This window comes from Streptomyces bluensis, assembly GCF_014650715.1.
Lineage (GTDB): Bacteria > Actinomycetota > Actinomycetes > Streptomycetales > Streptomycetaceae > Streptomyces > Streptomyces bluensis.
Genome location: NZ_BMVM01000012.1, coordinates 172,460 through 192,249, shown reverse-complemented (window position 1 = coordinate 192,249; position 19,790 = coordinate 172,460). Strand labels below are relative to the sequence as shown.

24 protein-coding genes are annotated in these 19,790 nt (G+C 67.5%); 12 read left to right on the top strand and 12 right to left on the bottom strand.

What is annotated here, in order from left to right:
- The first annotated feature begins 153 nt into the window (after nt 1-153).
- Nucleotides 154-978 carry a LacI family DNA-binding transcriptional regulator gene (locus tag IE262_RS27150; RefSeq protein ID WP_308432795.1) on the top strand — a complete coding sequence of 275 codons (825 nt, stop codon included), beginning with the start codon at nt 154-156 and terminating at the stop codon, nt 976-978.
- Between the two features lie 57 nt (nt 979-1,035).
- Here IE262_RS27150 and IE262_RS27145 read toward each other — a convergent pair whose 3' ends face one another.
- The 5 genes from IE262_RS27145 to IE262_RS27130 all read right to left on the bottom strand — a co-directional run bounded on the left by IE262_RS27145 (nt 1,036) and on the right by IE262_RS27130 (nt 4,214).
- Nucleotides 1,036-1,206, bottom strand: a complete 171-nt coding sequence (locus IE262_RS27145) for a hypothetical protein (RefSeq protein ID WP_229877511.1) — start codon at nt 1,204-1,206, stop codon at nt 1,036-1,038.
- 57 nt (nt 1,207-1,263) lie between these two features.
- A complete protein-coding gene (locus IE262_RS27140; RefSeq protein ID WP_189877355.1) occupies nt 1,264-1,920 on the bottom strand; it encodes a DUF433 domain-containing protein in 657 nt (218 codons plus the stop codon).
- A gap of 97 nt (nt 1,921-2,017) precedes the next feature.
- Nucleotides 2,018-2,923 (bottom strand): hypothetical protein, encoded by a 906-nt coding sequence (locus IE262_RS27135; protein ID WP_189877353.1) that lies wholly within the window; start codon nt 2,921-2,923, stop codon nt 2,018-2,020.
- 282 nt (nt 2,924-3,205) lie between these two features.
- Nucleotides 3,206-3,337 (bottom strand): DUF397 domain-containing protein, encoded by a 132-nt coding sequence (locus IE262_RS39705; RefSeq protein ID WP_229877525.1) that lies wholly within the window; start codon nt 3,335-3,337, stop codon nt 3,206-3,208.
- Nucleotides 3,300-4,214, bottom strand: coding sequence for a helix-turn-helix domain-containing protein (locus IE262_RS27130; protein ID WP_189877450.1), 915 nt, complete (start codon nt 4,212-4,214; stop codon nt 3,300-3,302). The genes IE262_RS39705 and IE262_RS27130 overlap by 38 nt, the downstream gene beginning before the upstream one ends.
- Nucleotides 4,215-4,395: 181 nt before the next feature.
- Between IE262_RS27130 and IE262_RS27125 the strand changes: the two genes are divergently transcribed.
- The 3 genes from IE262_RS27125 to IE262_RS27115 all read left to right on the top strand — a co-directional run bounded on the left by IE262_RS27125 (nt 4,396) and on the right by IE262_RS27115 (nt 7,328).
- On the top strand, nt 4,396-4,971 hold the full coding sequence (locus IE262_RS27125; RefSeq protein ID WP_189877351.1) for an ATP-binding protein: 576 nt from the start codon (nt 4,396-4,398) through the stop codon (nt 4,969-4,971).
- Nucleotides 4,972-5,050: 79 nt separating this feature from the next.
- Nucleotides 5,051-6,304 (top strand): NAD(P)/FAD-dependent oxidoreductase, encoded by a 1,254-nt coding sequence (locus IE262_RS27120; RefSeq protein WP_189877349.1) that lies wholly within the window; start codon nt 5,051-5,053, stop codon nt 6,302-6,304.
- 124 nt (nt 6,305-6,428) lie between these two features.
- Complete coding sequence (locus tag IE262_RS27115; protein WP_189877347.1) at nt 6,429-7,328, top strand: RNA polymerase sigma-70 factor; 900 nt, start codon at nt 6,429-6,431, stop codon at nt 7,326-7,328.
- A 356-nt stretch (nt 7,329-7,684) separates the two neighbouring features.
- On the opposite strand, the gene IE262_RS27110 is transcribed toward IE262_RS27115, so the two are convergent.
- The 5 genes from IE262_RS27110 to IE262_RS27090 all read right to left on the bottom strand — a co-directional run bounded on the left by IE262_RS27110 (nt 7,685) and on the right by IE262_RS27090 (nt 10,355).
- Nucleotides 7,685-8,173 (bottom strand): Asp23/Gls24 family envelope stress response protein, encoded by a 489-nt coding sequence (locus IE262_RS27110; RefSeq protein ID WP_134034691.1) that lies wholly within the window; start codon nt 8,171-8,173, stop codon nt 7,685-7,687.
- A 671-nt stretch (nt 8,174-8,844) separates the two neighbouring features.
- The gene (locus IE262_RS27105) at nt 8,845-9,117 is read right to left on the bottom strand and encodes a hypothetical protein (RefSeq protein WP_189877344.1); all 273 of its coding nucleotides are present in this window, start codon (nt 9,115-9,117) and stop codon (nt 8,845-8,847) included.
- 81 nt (nt 9,118-9,198) lie between these two features.
- Nucleotides 9,199-9,459 carry a hypothetical protein gene (locus IE262_RS27100; RefSeq protein WP_134034700.1) on the bottom strand — a complete coding sequence of 87 codons (261 nt, stop codon included), beginning with the start codon at nt 9,457-9,459 and terminating at the stop codon, nt 9,199-9,201.
- A gap of 106 nt (nt 9,460-9,565) precedes the next feature.
- Complete coding sequence (locus IE262_RS27095; protein WP_134034703.1) at nt 9,566-9,790, bottom strand: hypothetical protein; 225 nt, start codon at nt 9,788-9,790, stop codon at nt 9,566-9,568.
- A 4-nt stretch (nt 9,791-9,794) separates the two neighbouring features.
- The gene (locus tag IE262_RS27090; RefSeq protein WP_189877343.1) at nt 9,795-10,355 is read right to left on the bottom strand and encodes a DUF5994 family protein; all 561 of its coding nucleotides are present in this window, start codon (nt 10,353-10,355) and stop codon (nt 9,795-9,797) included.
- A gap of 272 nt (nt 10,356-10,627) precedes the next feature.
- On the opposite strand from IE262_RS27090, the gene IE262_RS27085 reads away from it, so the two are divergent.
- Both IE262_RS27085 and IE262_RS27080 read left to right on the top strand, forming a co-directional pair.
- Nucleotides 10,628-11,158, top strand: a complete 531-nt coding sequence (locus IE262_RS27085) for a DUF5994 family protein (protein ID WP_134034709.1) — start codon at nt 10,628-10,630, stop codon at nt 11,156-11,158.
- Nucleotides 11,159-11,299: 141 nt separating this feature from the next.
- Complete coding sequence (locus IE262_RS27080; protein WP_189877340.1) at nt 11,300-12,274, top strand: magnesium transporter CorA family protein; 975 nt, start codon at nt 11,300-11,302, stop codon at nt 12,272-12,274.
- Between the two features lie 294 nt (nt 12,275-12,568).
- Here the strand turns inward: IE262_RS27080 and IE262_RS27075 are convergent, their stop codons facing one another.
- Nucleotides 12,569-12,937, bottom strand: a complete 369-nt coding sequence (locus tag IE262_RS27075; protein WP_189877338.1) for a winged helix-turn-helix domain-containing protein — start codon at nt 12,935-12,937, stop codon at nt 12,569-12,571.
- 373 nt (nt 12,938-13,310) lie between these two features.
- On the opposite strand from IE262_RS27075, the gene IE262_RS27070 reads away from it, so the two are divergent.
- Nucleotides 13,311-14,123: a hypothetical protein gene (locus tag IE262_RS27070; RefSeq protein ID WP_189877336.1), complete on the top strand. Its 813-nt coding sequence runs from the start codon at nt 13,311-13,313 to the stop codon at nt 14,121-14,123.
- A gap of 328 nt (nt 14,124-14,451) precedes the next feature.
- On the opposite strand, the gene IE262_RS27065 is transcribed toward IE262_RS27070, so the two are convergent.
- On the bottom strand, nt 14,452-15,546 hold the full coding sequence (locus IE262_RS27065; protein WP_189877334.1) for a DUF1152 domain-containing protein: 1,095 nt from the start codon (nt 15,544-15,546) through the stop codon (nt 14,452-14,454).
- 87 nt (nt 15,547-15,633) lie between these two features.
- On the opposite strand from IE262_RS27065, the gene IE262_RS27060 reads away from it, so the two are divergent.
- From IE262_RS27060 to IE262_RS27040, 5 genes are all read left to right on the top strand, one after another.
- Complete coding sequence (locus IE262_RS27060; protein ID WP_189877332.1) at nt 15,634-16,374, top strand: GntR family transcriptional regulator; 741 nt, start codon at nt 15,634-15,636, stop codon at nt 16,372-16,374.
- A gap of 289 nt (nt 16,375-16,663) precedes the next feature.
- Nucleotides 16,664-17,128 (top strand): ATP-binding protein, encoded by a 465-nt coding sequence (locus IE262_RS27055; protein WP_189877330.1) that lies wholly within the window; start codon nt 16,664-16,666, stop codon nt 17,126-17,128.
- Nucleotides 17,129-17,190: 62 nt separating this feature from the next.
- Entirely contained in the window at nt 17,191-17,919 is a 729-nt protein-coding gene (locus IE262_RS27050; protein WP_189877328.1) for a GntR family transcriptional regulator, read from the top strand.
- A gap of 124 nt (nt 17,920-18,043) precedes the next feature.
- The gene (locus tag IE262_RS27045; RefSeq protein WP_189877326.1) at nt 18,044-18,394 is read left to right on the top strand and encodes an SCO3933 family regulatory protein; all 351 of its coding nucleotides are present in this window, start codon (nt 18,044-18,046) and stop codon (nt 18,392-18,394) included.
- 5 nt (nt 18,395-18,399) lie between these two features.
- The gene (locus tag IE262_RS27040; RefSeq protein WP_189877324.1) at nt 18,400-19,773 is read left to right on the top strand and encodes an FtsK/SpoIIIE domain-containing protein; all 1,374 of its coding nucleotides are present in this window, start codon (nt 18,400-18,402) and stop codon (nt 19,771-19,773) included.
- The last annotated feature ends 17 nt before the right edge of the window (nt 19,774-19,790 follow it).

Genomic DNA, 19,790 nt, shown 5'->3' with positions numbered 1-19,790 from the left:
AACCCCGAAGAGTTAAACCGTTTACACACCTGCGATGGAAGCACCGTGCCAGGTACGCGTCAAGGCTGTCGAAGCCTCCTGTTGACGCATCTGGCCGTATACGTGACCATCGAGCGGAAACGTTTACATACAGGTGGGGACGCAGGAGGCCCAATGCCTCGCCGGACCGCGCCCGACGACGGGCGGCCCCGCCTGGCGACGATCCGCGACGTGGTCCAACACGCCGGCGTCTCGGTCGCCACCGTGTCCCGGATCCTCTCCGGCACCTACCCCAGCGCCGCCGCCACCCGCGCAAAGGTCATGCGCGCCGTACGCGAACTCGACTACGTGGCGAACGCCCACGCCAGAGGGCTCGCCGGCGTGCGGCCCAAAAGCGTGGCCATCGTGGTCAACTCCGTGATCTCGCCGCACTACGCCCATGTCGCGCAGGGAGTGCAGGAGGAGGCGGCGCGCGAGGGCAGGCTGTGCATCGTCGGCACGACGGGCGGTGACCCCGAGCGGGAGTTGGACACCATCCGGCTGATGCGCCAGGAGCAGGCCGAGACCGTGATCCTCGTCGGGAACATCGTCGCCGACGACGCCTACCGCGAGCGCATGGCGAGCTACGCCCGCGCCCTCGCGGCGGCCGGCTCCCGGCTGGTGCTGTGCGGACGCCCTCCGTTGGGCCCCGACGTCCCGGCCACAGTCGTCGAGTACGACAACACCGCAGGCGCCCACGCCATCACCAGCCACCTGCTCTCGGCGGGCCACCGGCGCATCCTGTTCCTGGGGCGCCGTACCGGTTACACCACACCCGACAGCCGTGTCGCCGGCTACCGCGCGGCCCTGGCGGCGCATCGCGTCCCGCACGACCCCGGGCTGGAGGTCGACGGCACGATGGAGCGCGGCGAGGGCCACCGCATGAGGAGCGAACGGCTCGGCAGGGGACACACCCACATCGTCGTCCGCGACTCGGTCCGCCACCACCTGGAACCGTGACGGTACCGTCCTCGCCCAACCCGGGCACCTGCGCGGCCTCGCCCCCGTGCCCGCCCGTCAGGGCCATGTGCGCTCGATACGGTCATGTCGCACGGCGTAGGCCGCTGGACCGCCCTTCTCAACGGCTCGGTGGATCGCGTCACGGCGAGCGGCGAGCCGTTCGACCATCTCGGCGCTGCGCAACTGCTGGTTGTCGAGGTAGAACAGCACCGCTTCGCGTTCGACCACCCGCAGGCTCTCAGTCCCTCGGCTACGCGACGACCGAGATTCCGGTCGAGGAAGAACTCAGGCGGCAAGGCGCACCACTGCACGGCACAGCGCGTCGACCTGCTCAGGTGTCATGTCGAAGTCGTACGCGATTTCCTCGATGCTCTCCCCGGCCTCCCACAGGTCAGTGATCGCGTTGACCGCGACGCGATTGGCGGCCACCATGGGACGACCGTGACCGAACCTCGGATCGATCACGACGGGAACGGATTCCGGGTACTGCCTCAGCCGCAGGCTGGAGGGGAAGTCGTCGTCAGGCGCCCAGGTCAGGTAGCGAAGATAGTCGGAGACGACTTCCTGGATGGGGGCCTGACCGTCTCGGGCCCTGCGCAGATCCCCGAGGCCGTGTTCGACGAAGATGTCCACGCCGTCCGTCGCGATCCGCTTCGACACGAGGCCGTAGGGGGTGTCGAAGGCGTCCCGTACGGCGGCAGCGGCTTCCCTGATCTCGCTCATGCGGAGCCCCAGGGACCGCAGGGAACGGAGGACGTGCGCCTCGGCCACCGCGATGAAGGGTACTGAGGGCTGCCCCTTCCGTACGGGCTCGACTTGGTGGACCAGTGGTGCTCCGGCGGCCTTGCCCTTCAGCCACGAGATGAGAGTCGACTGCGGAATCTCCAGATAGGAGGCTGTTTCCGTCGGAGTCAGAAGTCCGTCCTTGAACCTGTCGACCATGCCCCACCTCCTCGTGATGCCGTTGCCGGTGCTGGGTTGCGCATCGTCGCACACCAAGCCTCCCACCCGAGGCCTCACCGCACACTCGCCCATCGGCTCAGCCGGCCGCACGGAGACGGCCCCCCGCTCGACATTCACGACAGCGCCCGGGTTCCGGAGCGCGGAAGGCCCGCTCACAGCCGTCGCAGGTTTGAAAGGGCAGCACGAAGGGGCGGGACGCATCCTCGGTGAGCGGGCGCGGAGGCGGCGCGGGCAGGGGCGTCTCCCGGAGGCGGAAGGCGAGGATGCCCGCCGGGCGGGTCAGGAAGTGGTCGGGGAGCCGTGCGGTGAGCAGTGCGGTGATCTGGGAGGGTGCGACACCGGCCGCGAGCCACTGGGTGACGGCCGGCGCCAGCCGCACGGCCTCCTGCTCGGAGAGAACGAGGCGGGGATCGATCCGGCGGAGTGAGGTCAGAACGGCGACTGCCTGCGGGTCGGCGTCGGAGAGCGCCGGGCGGGCCACCGCCGGTTTCTCCGTCTGTTCCCGAGCGGGAGTGGACATCGCTCCAGTGGTGACTGCCGCCGGGGGCGCGGCTTCCTCGGCTACTTGCCGCCTCCGTGGACGGGGAGGCCCCGGCGGCTTCGGAGGCGGAGGCCCGTCCAGGTCCGGGCCGCCGTCGGGTACGTCGTAGAAGTACGTCCGGGTACGGACCTGCCCGGTGGGTGTCCGCTCGCGGCGGCGCTCCAGGTATCCGGCCGCTTCGAGCTCCCTGAGCGCTCGCGAGATCAGGATCTCCCCCTCGCTGAAGTGCTCGCACAGGGCGGCGATGCTCACGGAGGAGCCGTCGGGCAGCGAGGAGATGTACGCCGCGACACCGACCGTGACGGCGCTGCCGCGTCGCTGCGCGAGGGCGTTGGAGATCACCGTGAAGTCGGCGGTGAGCCGGGTACGTACGTGGATCACGCCGGAGGTCGGAGTCCCGGCGTCGGCGCGCAGGCGCGCGTTAGACTGCGAGTCAGCCATCGGGAAGGTGCTTCTTCCTGATCGGTCAGGCCCTCGTTCGGGATGCCAGTCCCGGCCGGGGGCCGTATCTGTTTACGGGTTGTCGCGGCGAACGTAACCGTCCGTATCCCTCGCCTGCAAGCCGGTCACCCGGACGGGTGACGGGGGCTTCTCGGCCGGGGAGGGTGGGTGGGCGGGTAGTTCTTTCCCCCGGTTCTTTGGGGAGGTCAGTGGCCCGCCGGGCCCTTGCGGACGAGGAACCGGCGGGCCCGTAAGACGGAACGCGGCCGGGACCTGGCCGACTCAGACGCGGTGCTGACCGGCCTTCAACTCACCTATGAACTCTGCCCAGGAGCGGGCCTCGAAGAACAGAGCGGGACCGTGCGGGACCTTGCTGTCACGGACGGGCACGACGCCGGGGAACCCGTCGGCCACCTCCACGCAGTTGCCGCCCTCCTGATTGCTGTAGCTGCTCTTGCGCCAGGCGGCGCCGTTCAGATCGGGACGGGACGTTCGCTCCACGGTGGTTGTCCTCCATCACGGATCGGATCATGTCGAGCGACATGAGCGGGGGCAGGGCTGCCGCCCGCAGCCGATCGTAGGTCAGCGCGAAGCTCCTGACCTCCTCCGGATCCTCGATGAGTTGGCCGTAGTGCGCGCCTTCTGTGTAGGCGACTTCCGAGCCGTCCGGCATCGTCAGAACGGTGAGCGAGCCGCCCATGACGTCATGCTCGCCCTGGTCGAACGGCAGTACCTGCACGGTGACATGAGGCTCCGCTGCCGCCTCAAGCAGCCGCTCCAGCTGCTCACGCATCACCACCTGGCCGCCGACCGGACGCCGGAGCACCGCCTCGTCGAGAACGACCCACAGTTCCGGCCGATCTGGCGCACCGAGGCGATCCTGCCGTCCCATACGAACGGTGACCCGCTCTTCCAACTGCTCCTTGCTGCCGAGCGTTCGGCCGACGCTCAGAACTGCTCGTGCGTACGCCTTGGTCTGCAACAAGCCGGGCACCACATGCGCCGCGTACTCGCGGATGCCCACCGCCCGCCCCGAGTACTCCATGAACTTCCGCGACCAGTCCGGGAACGCCTCGCGGTACACGTACGGCCACAGCTCGACCAGCAGGTTGTCCGCACCCAGGGCGGCGTCCAGCGCACGCGCCAGCTCCAGCGTCGGCTTCGCCCCGGAGACACGCTCGATCTGCGTGATCCGGGTGCTCACCACGTGTGTCTTCGCGCCGAGTTCGGCCTGGGTCAGTCCCGCGGCCGTACGGAGCCTGCGTACGCGTGCGCCGAACAGCGCCGCCATCGACGTACTGGGATCAATTCCGTTGCCCAAGGCGTCACTTCCGTCCCTTACGAACCAAAAGGTAAGGCTGCGTCACCTTCCGAGCGTAGGGCTGCGGGACGAATCTTGAGTGCGGAACGTGATGACTCGACTACATCGCGGGACGACTCAGGGCTCGACAGGCAAGAAGAACGGAAACGCTGTGCTGACAGGAACGACCACCTCGGACGAAGAACCGCGAAGGAGCGTCGCCGAAGCGCCCGTGGCGGAAGCCGTCCTGCTCGACGGCGAAGCCACTGACGGTGAAGCGACCGAACCCCCGCCGCTCACCGCGCAGTTCGCTTCCTCGCCGCGAGGCGCGCGGCACGCCCGGCGCTTGGCCGTGCGGCGCATGGAGGAGTGGGGTTACCCACCGGCGTCGGACGTGTCGTGCACGGTCGCCCTCGTCGTCGCGGAACTCACCGCGAACGCCGTGCAGCACGGCCGCGTTCCGGGACGTGACTTCGGTCTCCGGCTCGCCCTCGACGAGGCGTCGGACCTGATCCGGATCGAGGTCGCCGACGCAGCCGCCGCGAAGCGACCACCCGCCGCCCCACCCTCGTCGTACCCCGACGGCGAGTCGGGCCGCGGCCTGCTTCTGGTGGACGTCCTGGCTGAGCGCTGGGGCTCGACACCCCGTCATCCCGTGGGCAAGACGGTATGGGCGGAGGTGTCGACGGAGGCATCAACCACCGCAGAACAGGGCGGTTCCATGGCCGGGTCCACACCCGTGCAGTGATCTGCCTCACAAGCTGTCACAGCGATCGATCACGCGGTGTCTTGAGGCCGAACCCCTGGAAACGGAGACGGGAGACACCATGGCGAAGAACACGAAGAACACAGATGTTGATGTCGATGTCGTCGTGATCGGCGGGGGATACGCCGGCGTCATGGCCGCCAATCGCCTGACGCAGCGTGACGACGTGACAGTGACACTCATCAACCCGCGCCCGAACTTCGTCCATCGGGTCCGCCTGCACCAGCTGGTGGGCGGGTCCGACGATGCGGTCGTCGACTATCGAGACGTCCTGGCCGAGGACGTCCGGCTGGTGGTCGGCACCGTGACACGGATCGACGCGGCAGGGCGCCGCGTGACGCTGGAGGCGGGCGGCGCGCTCGACTACGACTACCTGATCTACGCGGTGGGCAGCGGCAGCGCCGACCCGCGCGTGCCCGGAGCGGCCGAGTTCGCCCACCCGATCGCCACCCTGGAGGAGGCGCAGCGGCTGCGGCCGATCGTCGACGCCGCTCCCGCGACAGCCGCGGTGACGGTGGTCGGAGCCGGTCCGACCGGCATCGAGACCGCCGCCGAGCTGGCGGAGACCGGCCGCAACGTGACCCTGGTCTGCGGCGAAGTACTCGGCCCGTACCTGCATCCGCGGGGCCGACGCTCGGTGGCCGGGCGGCTGGCGGCGCTGGGGGTGACCGTGCTCGACGGCTCCGACGCGGCCGGCGCGGCCGACGCGAAGGTGACGGCGGTGACCCGCGATGCCGTGCGGCTCGGTGACGGCCGCGAACTGCCGAGCCAGGTGACCATCTGGACCGCCGGCTTCGCCGTGCCGGACCTGGCCGGGCGCAGCGGGCTGAGCACGGACGCCCTGGGACGCCTGCTCACGGACGAGACGCTGACGAGCGTGGACGACGAACGCATCGTCGCGGCCGGGGACTCGGCGGCGCCGTCGGACCTGCCGTTGCGGATGAGCTGCCAGGCCGCGATCCCTCTGGGCGCGCGGGCCGCCGACACGGTGCTCAGCCGGATCGCGGGTGAGCAACCCTCGCCCCTCAACCAGGTGTTCGCGGGCCAGTGCATCAGCCTGGGCCGTCGCGCAGGCATCTTCCAGTTCGCCCACCGGTACGACGTCGCGTTGTGGTTCCACATCGACGGTCGCCCTGGCGCGAAGCTCAAGGAAGTCGTCTGCAAGGGCATCGTCAAGCACCTGGCCGCCGAGGCACGCAAGGCCGGTTCGTACAGCCTGCACCGAGTCTCAGGCGGCACCAAGCGCCAGCAGCGGCTGCTGCAGCAGGCCGGGCGCGACGAGGCGCCGGCCACCACCCCCGCACGGGCCGCCTGAAGGAAGGCGCTGTGGATGCATGCTTGAAGGCCTCCAGTAACCAGGACCGTCCGCGAGACGAGAAGGGGCGGGACGAGACGAGACGAGAAGAGACGAGATGGGGCGAGACGAGAAGGGGCGAGACATGAGAGACCACGACCGGACCGGCCCGGCGACCGAGACGTTCATCGCCCACCGCAACCTGCTCTTCACCGTCGCCTACGAGATGCTCGGATCGGCTGCCGATGCTGAAGACGTCCTCCAGGAAACCTGGCTGCGGTGGGCCGAGGTCGACTTGTCACAGGTGCGCGACCACCGCGCCTACCTGGTCCGGATCACGACCCGACAGTCCCTCAACCGGCTGCGCACAATGAAACGCCGCAGGGAGGCGTACGTCGGACCCTGGCTGCCGGAGCCCCTGCTCACCGCGCCGGACGTGGCCCAGGACGTCGAACTCGCCGAGAGCGTGTCGATGGCGCTCATGCTCGTCCTGGAGACGCTGTCGCCGACGGAGCGCGCCGTCTTCGTGCTGCGCGAGGTTTTCGACGTCGGCTACGACGACATCGCCGCCGCCGTCGACAAGACCCCTGCGGCGGTGCGCCAGATCGCCCACCGAGCCCGCCGACACGTCGACGCCCGCCGCCCGCGCAAGGTGGTGTCCGCGAGCGAGTCCCGGGCGGTCCTGGAGTCGTTCCAGCGAGCGTTCGAAACCGGCGACCTACAGGGCCTCCTTGACGTGCTCGCCCCTGACGTCGTCCTGATGAGCGACGGCGGCGGCATCAAGCAGGCCGCGCGGCGGCCGGTCATCGGCGCCGAGAAGGTGGTCCGCATGTTCATCGGCCGCACCAGCAAGCTCGAAGCCACGCTCACCCTCGCCCCCACGACGGTCAACGGCAACCCGGCACTCGTCGTACGCCTGGACGACGCCCTCGACGGCATCATGGCGATCCGCGTCGAGGACGCCCGCATCACCGGCCTCTACTACGTCCGCAACCCGGAGAAGCTGTCCCACATCGAATCCGAGACTCTGCTCGCCTTCCGATGAATACCGGTGGCGGAACAGCGGCGGCTGACCAGATCCAACAAACCAACCCCGAACCGAAACCTCTGGCCACCGCCGTACGCCGCACCGACGTCCCTCATGGCCACCGCACCGCACCGCACCGCAGAACGCCAGAACGCCAGAACGCCAGAACGCCAGAACGCCAGAACGCCAGAACGCCAGAACGCACAGACGGTCTTTACCCGCAACGGCGAGTTCGCGAAGTGCCCACAGGGCCGGTACTCCGTGGACCAGGCCCAGGAGCAGCAGCGCACCGAGGACGTCGAAGACGGTCGGCACCACCGATCGCTGTCACGAAAACCGGTGCGCTCCTTGCTCGCTTCGGCTCCGGCAAGCGATTACTCAAGGCGCCGCTCTGGTTGTTCCTCGTCCTCGTCGGGCACGTGCACATCGCCGACGGCGATGTTGACCTCGACAACTTCCAGACCGGTCATCCGCTCGATGGCGGCTATCACGTTCTCTCTGACGTCGTTCGCGACATCGATGATGGAGACGCCGTACTCGACGACGATCTCCAGGTCGACCGCGGTCTGTACCTCGCCGACCTCGACCTTCACCCCGCTGGTGACGGACTTCCCGCCGGCACCGGGCATACGTTCACGCATGGCCCCCATGCCACGGGCGAATCCACCGCCCATCGAATGGATGCCCGGCACATCCCGGGCGGCCATCCCGGCGATCTTTCCCACCACACCGTCGGCGATCGTTGTACGGCCGCGCGACCCCGGGTCGCCTCCGTGCGGCACCTCCACACTCTTCCCGCCGCGCTCGCCCACTGACCCCGCGCCAGGGGGCTCGGGCCGGTTCGGCAGTCCGGTATCCCGCATCTTCAGTCACCACTTTCCGACGCACAGGCGGCCTGTCGTGCCTCTTCCTTCACGCTAACGGCGAGTGCCCGACGTCGCTCAGGCAAGTGGCATGTGAGCGATGTCGGGCATTGCGCCAGGAGGCGGTGGTACCCCACGCAGAAGGGCAGGTCGGGCGGCCGGTCCGGACCGCCCCACGGACAAGGACGCGGGGCCTGCGGTTGCGCCCCATCCGCGTTCTGAGGAGGACAAGGTCGGCGATGACCACCATCCCCCCGATGATCAGCAGGTAGAGCGTGTCCCTGCTGAGCGCACCGATGACGCCGAGCGCAACCGCCACGATGAGCAGCAGGAGAAACAGCACCGCGTCAGCCTCCCGGCACCAGCGGCGGGCCAGTCGCTGTGCGCCGTCCACGTGGACGGCCCACTGATCTCTCGGCCCGTCGGGTCAACGATGTCGCGGTCGCGTCACTCGCGGAGATCGGCCGAGTGGATCACACCTTCTCCCTGTGGCATGTGCCGGTGACGCAACGGCCCCGGCGTATACACACCGGGGCCGCCCTTCCGGGTCGTTGCACGTGAGAGTGCACCGGCCCACTCACCAGGGTATGCCCGGGACGCAATTTCGGTCATATGGGAGGACACGGTCGGTCATGTGGCCGACCGGAGCCCTCAGGGTGGCCAGTGCGGTGTCAGTCACTGTCCTTCTCCTCGGTCTCCATGAGTCGGATCCCTTTGTGCATCAGTGTGACCATCGCGGGTGTGTTTCCTCGCGCCCAGTCGACCTGGATGAGTCCCTCGGCCGCCAGGTACGTGCAGGCGGCGGCCAGGTCCTCCTCGGGCATGGCGAGATCCTCGCGCAGCTGCGCCCCGGTGAGGCCGAGGAGGCGATTGCCTTCGACGGCCTCGTACAGGGTCTTCATGATCGCCTCGCGGTAGTGCTTCCGCTCGTGGAGTGTCGCCATGGTCGCCTGCCTCTCGTGCCGACACCGACGGAAATCCGTACGTCTGGGGGTGTCCTTCTTCCCCCGCTGAGGGCCATCCCGTCAGATTTCGTCCGGCTGTGTGTGATCGTCCCGGGAGGACTGGCTGGTCAACAGCCAGGAGCGCACCGGCTCCGCCGTGCGCGTGGTGTCCACGGTGAGGTGGAGGCGTGTTCCGCCGTCGGCGCCTGCGGGGTAGCTGCGCGCTTCGGTGGCGGCGAAACAACGGCGGAGAATCTCCGCGACATGGCGAGCCGCCTCCGGGTCCGCGGCGACGATACGAACCTCCGCGTGCCCGGCCGACGGCAGTTCCGGTGACTTCATGGTGACCCCTTGCTCATTCAGGACGACGTGCATCAGGGGCGACGTGCCGGTGGGTGTGACGGCCGTCGCCCCACACCCACCCCTGACTGGAAGCAGGTCTGCGTCATCAGCGGCTCGCCTCTCGATGCTCAGGGGGTGTGGCGTCGGCAGGAGGACCCTTCGGCACGGTGGCACGTGGGCCCTTACGGGTCCGCCGACCGATTCCCGGTAGGGCGTCGCTGTAGCGGAACGCCCCGATCCTTTCGTCATGCTGCGCGTTGAGCCGGTGGATCAGGACCATTCCCGCGACGATCACGAAGATGACCACGGCGACGGTGACGGCTGTCTCCACGTCCTCACCTTCTCAGGGCGGAACTGGAGATCCTTGTCGTGGCTCCGGCCGCCGAAGCGGCTCCGCCGTCGGTCTCCCATTCCTCTTCCCGGCTCCGAGCCTCCGCCGCGTCGTGGCTCGTGGCCTCGTCGGCCATCAGACCGCTGGCGGTGCGGATACCTCCCGGAACGGTTGCTGCTGCCATCAGCCGGGCGGCGACGGCGGGCTCCGTCTCCGGAGGGATCACCAGCAGGTCCAGGCGGCCCACCGTGTAGGAGAGGAGGATCACCTTGTTCGGGTCCTGCTCGGCGGCGAACCAGCCGACATGCACCGTGTGCCCCGTGACGGGGACCTTGCGCGGGATGACGGGCCAGTGGGTCGGGTTCACGGTGATGTGGGTGATCCGGCCCCAGCGCGCGTCCAGCGCTTCTGTCAGAGTGGGGATCTCCCTGAGGAGATCACGGGAGCGGGGCCACCAGGCACCGTCCAGAAGATCTCGAACCGAGCCGGTCGGGGCGAGGGACAGCCGGGCCGGCGCCGAAGGCAGGCGCTCTTTGGTGATCGTAGGTTCGATGGTCGCGGTCATGACGCGGACCTGTCCCCGGCCTCCTCTTGGAGGCCGGTGTTGTTGCGCGCCGGGAACGGCACCGACATGGCGGCCGGTGTGCGAAGTGCTCCCGGTTTTTTCAGTCTACGCCGCTCCGAGGCCCCGGGACGTGCGCGTGAACAGGCATTTCACCGAGAGACTACGAGCCCGGAGCCGCCGGCGAGAGCAGCCGGGGCGGCGCACGATTTACGGTGATAGGGGAGGTCCCGCGTTCGGCGGCGACACCGAATCCCGCAGACAGGCGGACACCCATGACCGAATCCGACATGCCTCGCGCGCCCGGGCTCCTGCCGGACGCGATCCATCGGGCCACGAAACCCGGGACGGTTCTTCTGCGGCTGGAGACGACACAATCCCGGGAAGGCAACCTCGACGGCGCGTGGTGGCCGCGTTCCCGCGACATCAGCGCGGAGTTGCCCGGCCTCATCCACGTGCTGACCGGGCACCTCGGCCCCATCACGCGCGTCGGCCTGGACGCCACCGCATGGGATGGCCTTCCCACGCGCCTGGTCATCGACGACCGGGTCGTCCATATCGACTCCTTTCCGGTCGGTGATGACACCGCTCTGATCACTCGGGGCGACCAGGACCACTTCTCCCTTCTCGTGGTCCCGCCGCACGCGACAGCCGACGCCGCCCGTGCCGCGATGGCCAGGGCCGTCCGGGCCGACAACGTCACCCATGCGGCACAGATCCTCATCGACACCGGCACCCATCAGGCACACCCACTCCCCGCGGAGGGCCCTCGGACCGGCGAGGAACGCCGCGAGCCCGAGGAATGACGTCTGGAGGTCCGGGCGCCCGTAGGGCGTCTTTGCCGGGCGGCGCCTGCTTCAAGGCGATCGAGGCGGTGCCGCCCGTCGGAGTGGATGCCCGGTAGTGGTGTCCGCTGATGTTCCGCCGACGCCGTTAGGGTGCGCGACATGGCCCGTACTCGGCTGTACCGTGACGGCTCCCTGGTCGAGGAGGACTTCCCGGTCCGGGACATCTCCCGGCATCTGGCGGATCCGTCTTCGACTGTGTGGTTGGACCTGTACTGCCCGAACCGCGCCGAGTTCACGGCGGTCGGCGAGGAACTCGGTCTCCACGAGCTGGCTCTTGAGGACGCGCTGCACGAGGGACAGCGGGCGAAACTCGACAACTACCGCACCCATCACTTCCTCAGTGTCTACGCGGTCGCCGTCGACCCGGACGGCGCAGGACTGACGATGAGCGAGCTCGCGGTCATCCTCACGCCGCAGGCGCTGATCACCGTCCGCAAGGACGCCGCGTTCGCCCTCGACGAGCTGGTCGCCCGCTGGGACCGTACCGCGGCTCTGGCCGCACACGGGGTCGCCTTTCTGCTCCACGGCCTGCTCGACTATGTCGTTGACGGGCACTTCGCCGCGGTACAGCAACTCGACGAACGTATCGAGGAACTGGACGATCTGCTCTTCGCCGAAGGAGGCCGGCAGATCCAGACCGTACAGCGCCAGTCCTACGCCCTGCGGAAATCACTGGTTCGGCTCCGTCGCGTGGTCCTGCCCATGCGGGAGGTCGTCAACGCCCTCATGCGCCCCGATCTCGACGTCGTCGACGGCCCCTTGCTGCCGTACTACCGAGATGTGTACGACCACGTGCTGCGTGCCGGCGAGTGGACGGAGTCGCTGCGCGACCTGGTGGCCTCGGTGATGGAGACCAACTTGTCGGTGCAGGCGAACCGGATGAACCTGATCATGAAGAAGGTGACGAGCTGGGCCGCGATCATCGCCGTGCCCACGGCGATCACTGGCTTCTACGGACAGAACCTTCCCTACCCCGGCTTCGGACAACACTCGGGATTCGTCGTTTCCAGCGCCGTCATCGTCGTTGTCTCTCTGACGCTGTACTTCGCTTTCAAGCACTGGGACTGGCTCTGACCACACGCTCCTGCGTGCTCGTCGGCAGACGGGTCCTGGGAGCCGGTTCCCGAAGTCGACTGCCAAGACGGGGCCGAACAGCAATTCAGGCCCGGCGCTGATCTCTCAGCACCGGGCCTGACCTGGTGTTTCGGCTGTCGGGGTGGCGGGATTTGAACCCACGACCTCTTCGTCCCGAAGCAACTGGAAAGCGTGTCCGACGTTGGGCTGGCGTGCTTCTTACCTGCTGCGATGGTCCGCAGGTGTGCGTGTGTGTCCGCTGCTGTGCGTGGGCGTTGTCACGCAGTTAGACACTCACCGTGTTTCGCTAGCAGTACCTTCCGCCTGAGCCCTCGCAGCCCACCTTGAAGCAGATCTTCCCTCACCGGAGACAAGGGCACGGTGGGCCGCCCAACCTGCCTCGGTGAGCGCCCACGGGTCGCCGCGCCGTTCGTATGGCTTGAGAAGCCCTGCCTTGACCATCCGGTTCCGTTGCCAGGCGGTTCGGTTCTCCCACTTGACTTCCCCGTTCGAGGGTTGCGGCAGGTGGTCGGTCTCAGTGAGCTGTGAACCGTACCGCTCGTGGATCCTCCGAAGCACGGCCTGCTTGGAACCCACACCGCCCATCTCGCCAAGCGTTGTGAGAAGCCAACGGCCGAGTACCTCGTGGGGTGTCAGCTGCATGTCGGCGATCGTAGGTCCCCGCTGGGGCCCGTGTTGCGCTCTTTGCTGAGAAAGTAGCTTGTCTCGCGGGCAGCTGAGTCCGTTGGGAAGAAACACCCCGCCCCATCACGCCGCACCGCCACCCCTACGGGAAACGCGTATGCCCGAGGGGCGCTGACCTGGGGTTTCGCTGCTGGCCGCTCTGGCTTGACTGTCACTGTCGGTCGTCGTCGAGTGGCCTTGGGGGGCCTCGGACGGCCCAGGAACGATCTCCGGTGGAACGTGTAGCCACGACGACCGGAGGGCCCGGTACTACCTGCCTTCCTCTACCAGACGCGACGCCCTACAGGAAAACTTAATGTGCGGCAGGCAAGCACGCGTAATACTGGCGACCATGGAAATCGCAACTGAGGGTGGACATCGACTCCTCGCCTACATCAGTGCCGCAACTCGACGCGGAGCAATACTCAGCCCGGATAACCTGGAAGCCTACGCCAGGTCTCCTTTCCGACGCATGCGGAATACTACGTCCCCGTTCCAAAATTTCTTGGGGAGTCTGACCGGGAAAAGCGAACCACTTGAGACGTGGACGCAGTATCTGGAGCGCGTGGGATGGATCAAAGTCGCTAGCGACTCGGTGAAACTCTCACCGCTGGGCCACGCCATTCTCGCCGACCTTTCTGCACCAAAGCTGGACGTGACGAACGAGGACGCCTCCGAGGTCATCCTGGACCCGTCTGATCCATTCGCATACGTGCGCGTGATCGGAGCTCTTTCAGATGTCGGCGAGGGCCTCTTGGTCGACCCGTACTTCCGATTTGATCAGCTTGAGACAGTGGTCGAGCACACCCAGATCAGGCGGATCTTGACCAGTAAGAAGATCGGTGCTCCTGCGATTTCTCAGCTAGCGCTGGCATTGGCCGTCTACGACGAACCTCAACGCCCCGAGGTGCGTGTCGCGAACGAACTTCACGACAGGTTCGCCATTTCAGAGGGCGACAAGGTCATCGCCATCGGAACTTCCCTGAACTCTGTCGGGAGGAATCTGAGCATCGTTGTGCCGCTTGCAAGCATTGCTGGCAACGCGATTAGGCGGAGCCATGAAGACCTGTGGTCTAGCGCATCGGTATTGGAGCCAAAGAAACCTACACCGCAAGTAATGGAGACTGCTGAGCAGCTGAGCACGACGAAGCCGGAACAAAACTGAGGTCGGCGGAACGGCTTTGGGCTGGAGCTGCTTTGGGGCGAGTGATCATGGCCCCGTAAGCTTCCGGCGAGTCGGGCAGTCTGTGGACCTGCCCGTTAAAGCACGACGTTGGGGCCATGATCTTAGAGGCTCGCCCCAAAGTGGCTGCCTAAAGCCGTGGAGCCGACCGCCCCAGCCACAGAGGGTGTCTCCCCCTTCATGCCCGCAGCCGTCGAGCGCGCCGCCGGGCGCGGCCAGCCGGGGCGCAGACAGGAGGCAGGCCGCGCCGCAGAGGCGGCGCGCGCCCGCGCCGTGCGCGGGCACTTGAACCCGTGAAGAAGGTTGTTACTCAGCAGTGTGTTGTGATGCGCCACAAGGGCGCGTCGTACTGCTCCGGGCGGCTGCTGATGAGCAGTTGGCGCAGGTCCTCGCGGAGGGAGCCGTTGAGGTTCAGCGCCTCGGTGATGCGGCGGAACGTCGTGTGGGTGATTCCGCGGTTCAGGGCCTCGTCCTCGAACTGGTCGAGTTGGGACAGCACCGCTTCAGGGACCAGCTTCACCGGCGGCTGGTCTTTGAGCCATGCGGCTTTGTTGCGTTCGTAGTCGATTTCTGAGTACCCGCAGATTTCGCGGCTGTGGCCCTCTACCTCGTCCAGGGTGGTGGTCGTCGTGATGGCGCGGGCCAACTGGTTGCGGCTCAGCGCTTCGTCCAGATCGACTTCGTGGACGGTTGGTCCTTCGTCGGTGAGGGGGACGGGGAGTCCTGCGTCCCGCATCTCGCAGGTGCCGCGTACGCCTCGGGCTGTTGCCGCGAGCATCCCGGTTGCCTCGGACGGGTGCCACTCCAGGACCGAGCTGATCGACTCGACGTCCTTCGCCGTGAAGGTGTGGACGAGGGAGCCGAGTGCGCCGCGCAGTTCATCGAGGGGCAGTTCGCCATCCAGGCCGGGGCCTGCTACCAGGAGGCGGATCGGTGCGTTCACCTGGCAGCACGCGGCAAGCGTAAGTGCGTCAGCAAGCGGGCTCTTGAGCGTCGGTTCGTCGCCCCGCGCGAGGATGTCTCCACCCACGTCCAGGAGATCGATCGACTCCGGTGACAAGTGGCTCACCAACTCTTCGAGTTGGCGTGTGATGCCCTCGGCCCCGTGCTGCGGGTCGATCAGCGCGAAGGTGTGCGGGAACTCTGCGGCGAGTCGGGGGAGTGTGGAGCCTGCCGGAGGAATCGGGTGGGCTTCGGCCGGCACTGCCCAGACGGCCGGGGTGAGCTGTTCGAGGCCGGTGAAGTTCTCCGGTCCCCTCGGGCCCGGTACTGGGTCGATCAGGAGGCGGTCCCACGCGTACGTGAGGATCACCGCCTGGTCCTCGTCGCCGTAGAGGGCGGCGTGAAGCATGGCGGCGGCGACGGCGTCGCCCCCTCCTCCTGCTGCGACGATCAACCGCTTCATGCGGTTCAGCCTACGGGGTCCGGGGTTGACCACTCACTCTATAGTGGCTACTGGCCATAGCCACTTGGACAAGGAGGGTGGGGAGACATGCCTCAGATCGAAGAGGCTCAGCCGAAGTATCTCCAGATCGCGCATTACATCCGTGATCAGATTCTTCGGGGTGACCTGCGGCCGGGGGAGGAGGTTCCCTCGGAGCGGCAGTTGGCGGCGGACTGGAAGGTGTCCCGGCCCACGGCTGCGCGGTCGTTGGAGGCGCTGAGCCATCAGGGGCTCGTCGAGAAGCGCCAGGGATCGGGCACGTACGTGCGGAGCCTGGAGGTCAATCGGCGGGCGCGTGAGCTGTACGGGCGGGCTCGGCAGACCGGGAAGATCTACACGCCCGGCGAGTACGCGGTGATCACCTCGGCCGGTTGGATGGATGCGCCAGATCACGTTGTTGAGGCTCTGGGCCTGGTCAAGGACCGTCGGGCCGTGCATCGGCGGCGGGTGACGAACAACCAGGACGGACCGATCACGCTGTCTACCTCGTGGTTCGCTCCGGATGTCGGTCAGCGTGCGCCGAGGCTCCTGGAGCCGGAGCGGATTCAGGAGGGCACGCTCATGTACGTCGAGAACATGACGGGACGTCAAGGCAGTTACGGGGAAGATCGTATGTGTGCGCGGGGTGCCACCGACGAGGAGGCTGCTGACCTCCAGTTGGAGTCCGGTTCGGCTGTACTGATTGTTCATCACGTCGTCTTCGACCTTCAGGACAGGCCGTTGGAGTTCGCCGAAGCCACGTACCCGCCGCACCGCTGGGCGTTCGAGCAGGGCTATCCGCTCACCTGATGGTGTGGTGACGTTCCGTCGGCTGCGCCGAACGGGTTGCGCATTCGAAGTGGCTAATGCTACTATCCAGGAAGTGGCTAAGGCCACTTGGATTGGAAGGGGGCACGGCGTGACCAGTCAGCGGCCGGACGAGGGCGCGCGTTCAACTTGCCAGGGTTGCCGGGGGCGCGGCTGGAAGCGCGTCGGCTCCCGTACGGCTCTGGCGCTCTCCACGGCCAATGACCGTGCCCGTGCCACATCGAAACGGCGCTGCCTCGACTGTGACGGCAGCGGCAAGGAGTGAGCGCGGATGGCGTACACGATCGACCGTTTTCCCTCCGAGGACTCACCGCGCCTGGGTGCCATGACCCTGCATCCCGTCGCGGAGTCTGTGCCTCGGGCGCGGCGATGGTTCCGGAAGTTCATCGCCCCGTACAACCCGGCCTGCTCGATCGACGACTGTGCGTTGATGATCTCGGAGCTGGTGACGAACGCGATTCTCTACGGGCGGGCGGATGACACCTGGGTGGTGCGCGTTGAGTGGTATCGCGAGGAGACCTCGCTTCGGGTCGAGGTGCACAATCCGGGGTTCCCGGCGAACGTGCGGATGCGGCAGCCGGAGGCCAGCGATGCCCACGGGCGCGGGCTGCTCCTGGTCGACTCCATCGCCGAGTCGTGGCACTCCGGTCCCAGTCGCTTCGGCGGAACGGTCGTCTCCTTCGTCGTTGCCGACGCGTGGCCGTCCAGCGAGGGCTTCGGGCCGATTCTGTTCTGATGGCCGTGTTGTCGTTAGTCTGGTTGACCAGTTGACTTGGCCAATCTCGACAGGCGGCGTTCATGGCGTATGAAGTGGCGGCACCGAAGTACGTGCGCCTCGCGCAGACGATCCAGCGCCGCATCGAGGATGGCACCTACCCGCCCGGTACGCGGGTGCCCAGCGAGAATCAGTTGGTGCAAGCCTTCGGTATGTCCCGCCCGACTGTCGTTCGGGCGCTGGAGCTGCTGAAGCGAGATGGCTGGCTGGAGTCCCGGCAGGGGTACGGGACGATCGTTCGGGGCCGTCCGGAGGTTATTGAGCAGCGGGATCGGCGGGGCCGTGAGGCGCTGGAGCGCGATGAGTCGCGGGCCTCGGGGCGCTTGGTGGAAGTCGCTGAAGTCCCTGTTCCGGCGCGGCTCGCCTCCGCGCTCGGGCTGCCGAAGCGGGCCAAGGTCCTCATGCGTCGCTTTCTGGTGGAGGAGGACGGTGAAGCGGTCGAGCTGGTCTCGTCGTACTTCCCCGCCGGCCTCGTCGAAGGAACCGAGCTGGCGAGCTCCGGGCTGCTGAGCGGCGGTTCGCGTGAGCACGTGGAGGCTCGGAAGAAGGTCCGCTTCGACCATGTGACGGAACGAGTCTCGGCTCGACTGCCTGACAGCGGTGAAGCTGAACTGCTCGGCTTGCCGGATGGCGTGCCTGTGCTCAGCGTTCTGATCATCGCGTGCGATGCCTCCGGACAGGCGTTGCAAGTCTCTGACGTGCTGCTTCCTGCCGATCGGCAGGAACTCGAAGACACCTACCGCTTGAACTGACGCCTGGCGCGGGCGAGTTCGCCTCCAACTTCACTTGACAAGTCAACCTGTCATCTCTAGCTTCGGACTTGCTAAGTCAACTTGTCAGGATGGCGAGTTGGTCGACTCAGAAGGAGAAATCTCTGTGCGTGTGATCCGCATTGACGCCTCGACCGCCACGATCTTGCTCACCGAGGCTCCGGCGCCGAAGGTGCGCGACCGGCAGACCGGTGAGATCGCGAAGGATGCGGTGAGCGGCGAGGCACTGATGACGATCGGTGTCGTCTACATCGAGGAGGGGGAGTCGTCGCTGATCAAGGTCACGGTTCCTGAGAGCGGTGTCTCCGAGGGACTGACGCTCGGAGCTCCGGTCGCGCTTCCGGGGCTGGTGGCGCGGCCTTGGGAGAGCGTGTTCAACGGCCAGCAGCGGCACGGCATCGCCTACCGGGCCACCGCCGTGGCTCCGGGCGCCTTCCCGATGGCTCAGGCGGGCTGATCGCTGTGACCGACCTGGTGACGTGGGCCGAGCTGGGCGGGTCGCTCGCTGCGATAGGCGGCGCGGCCTACGTCCGGCACGCTCACCCGGCGGCCTACTGGTCCACGGTCGGGCTGCCGGTCTCGGTGGCCCGGCTGCTGGCCTCGTACTCCTCGACCATGGACGCGTGCGGCCTGACGGTCGAGCCGTCCCGGTGGCGGGCACTGGCCGTGAGGGCGACCACTCGCCGTGAGGTCCGGCCGGTTCCCCCGCGCCGGGGCATGATCCGGCCCACCTCGACCGGTCTGCGGCTCCGGCTGCGGCTGGCTCCGGGGCAGGAACCTGCGGACGTGGCGGCCTCGGCCGAACGGCTGCGGCACGCCTGGGGTGTTCACGCTGTGTACGTACGGGATGTGAAGCCCGGAGTCGTGGAATTGCGGCTGGTCGGCTTCGATGTCCTGCGGAAGGTGCGGATGCCCCGCCGGACCGATGCTGGTCCGCTTCAGGTGCCGGTGGCTCTGCGGGAGGACGCGACCGCCTTCGTACGGGACTACCAGGCCGTTCCCCACGAACTCGTGCTCGGCGCCACGCTGTCGGGCAAGTCCATGTTCCTGCGGAACCTGCTTGCCGGGCTGGCCGCTCAGCCGGTGGTCCTGGTGGGGATCGACTGCAAGCGCGGGGTGGAGCTGGCACCGTTTGCGCCCCGGCTTTCCGCGCTGGCCACCGATCCGGAGCAGGCGGCCGAGCTGCTGCCCGTGCTGGTCAAGGAAATGGAGGACCGATACGACCTGATCAAGGCCCGACAGGGCATCGCACCCGGCACCCCGGATGAGGAGATCACCTCGGACATCTGGGGCCTGCCCGAGGGTGAACGCCCAGCGCCCATCGTGCTGTTCGTCGACGAGGTGGCCGAACTCTTCCTCGTCGCCACGAGGAAGGAGGAAGAACGGCGGGACGAGATGGTCACCCAGCTCATCCGGCTCGCCCAACTCGGCCGAGCGGCCGGCATCTACCTGGAGGTCTGCGGGCAGCGCTTCGGCGCCGAGCTGGGCAAGGGAGCGACCATGCTCCGTGCTCAGTTGACCGGGCGGGTCTGCCACCGCGTCAACGACGAAGCCTCCGCCAAAATGGCACTCGGCGACATCGCCCCCGAAGCGGTCTGGGCAGCCTGCGCCATCGCCGCCGAACTGCCCGGCCTCGCCGTCGTCGGCGACACCTCCGGAGGCTGGTCCCGCATCCGAACCCCGTACCTGTCCCTCGCCGACGCTGCGGCCACATGCCGCGACACGGCGCACCTCGCCCCGGACGTACCGGCGCTCACGCCCTTCCACCCGTACGTCCCGCCCGTGCCGGTGAAGGACTCCGGGCCCGTGGCCGCTCCTGAGACGGTCACCGAGTAACCGCATCGCTCCAACGG

Coding starts and splice junctions, on each gene's coding strand:
- IE262_RS27150 (WP_308432795.1), top strand. CDS start 154: ATGCCTCGCCGGACCGCGCCCGACGACGGGCGGCCCCGCCTGGCGACG.
- IE262_RS27140 (WP_189877355.1), bottom strand. CDS start 1,920: ATGGTCGACAGGTTCAAGGACGGACTTCTGACTCCGACGGAAACAGCC.
- IE262_RS27135 (WP_189877353.1), bottom strand. CDS start 2,923: ATGGCTGACTCGCAGTCTAACGCGCGCCTGCGCGCCGACGCCGGGACT.
- IE262_RS27130 (WP_189877450.1), bottom strand. CDS start 4,214: ATGGCGGCGCTGTTCGGCGCACGCGTACGCAGGCTCCGTACGGCCGCG.
- IE262_RS27120 (WP_189877349.1), top strand. CDS start 5,051: ATGGCGAAGAACACGAAGAACACAGATGTTGATGTCGATGTCGTCGTG.
- IE262_RS27115 (WP_189877347.1), top strand. CDS start 6,429: ATGAGAGACCACGACCGGACCGGCCCGGCGACCGAGACGTTCATCGCC.
- IE262_RS27110 (WP_134034691.1), bottom strand. CDS start 8,173: ATGCGGGATACCGGACTGCCGAACCGGCCCGAGCCCCCTGGCGCGGGG.
- IE262_RS27105 (WP_189877344.1), bottom strand. CDS start 9,117: ATGGCGACACTCCACGAGCGGAAGCACTACCGCGAGGCGATCATGAAG.
- IE262_RS27100 (WP_134034700.1), bottom strand. CDS start 9,459: ATGAAGTCACCGGAACTGCCGTCGGCCGGGCACGCGGAGGTTCGTATC.
- IE262_RS27090 (WP_189877343.1), bottom strand. CDS start 10,355: ATGACCGCGACCATCGAACCTACGATCACCAAAGAGCGCCTGCCTTCG.
- IE262_RS27085 (WP_134034709.1), top strand. CDS start 10,628: ATGACCGAATCCGACATGCCTCGCGCGCCCGGGCTCCTGCCGGACGCG.
- IE262_RS27080 (WP_189877340.1), top strand. CDS start 11,300: ATGGCCCGTACTCGGCTGTACCGTGACGGCTCCCTGGTCGAGGAGGAC.
- IE262_RS27075 (WP_189877338.1), bottom strand. CDS start 12,937: ATGCAGCTGACACCCCACGAGGTACTCGGCCGTTGGCTTCTCACAACG.
- IE262_RS27070 (WP_189877336.1), top strand. CDS start 13,311: ATGGAAATCGCAACTGAGGGTGGACATCGACTCCTCGCCTACATCAGT.
- IE262_RS27065 (WP_189877334.1), bottom strand. CDS start 15,546: ATGAAGCGGTTGATCGTCGCAGCAGGAGGAGGGGGCGACGCCGTCGCC.
- IE262_RS27060 (WP_189877332.1), top strand. CDS start 15,634: ATGCCTCAGATCGAAGAGGCTCAGCCGAAGTATCTCCAGATCGCGCAT.
- IE262_RS27055 (WP_189877330.1), top strand. CDS start 16,664: ATGGCGTACACGATCGACCGTTTTCCCTCCGAGGACTCACCGCGCCTG.
- IE262_RS27050 (WP_189877328.1), top strand. CDS start 17,191: ATGGCGTATGAAGTGGCGGCACCGAAGTACGTGCGCCTCGCGCAGACG.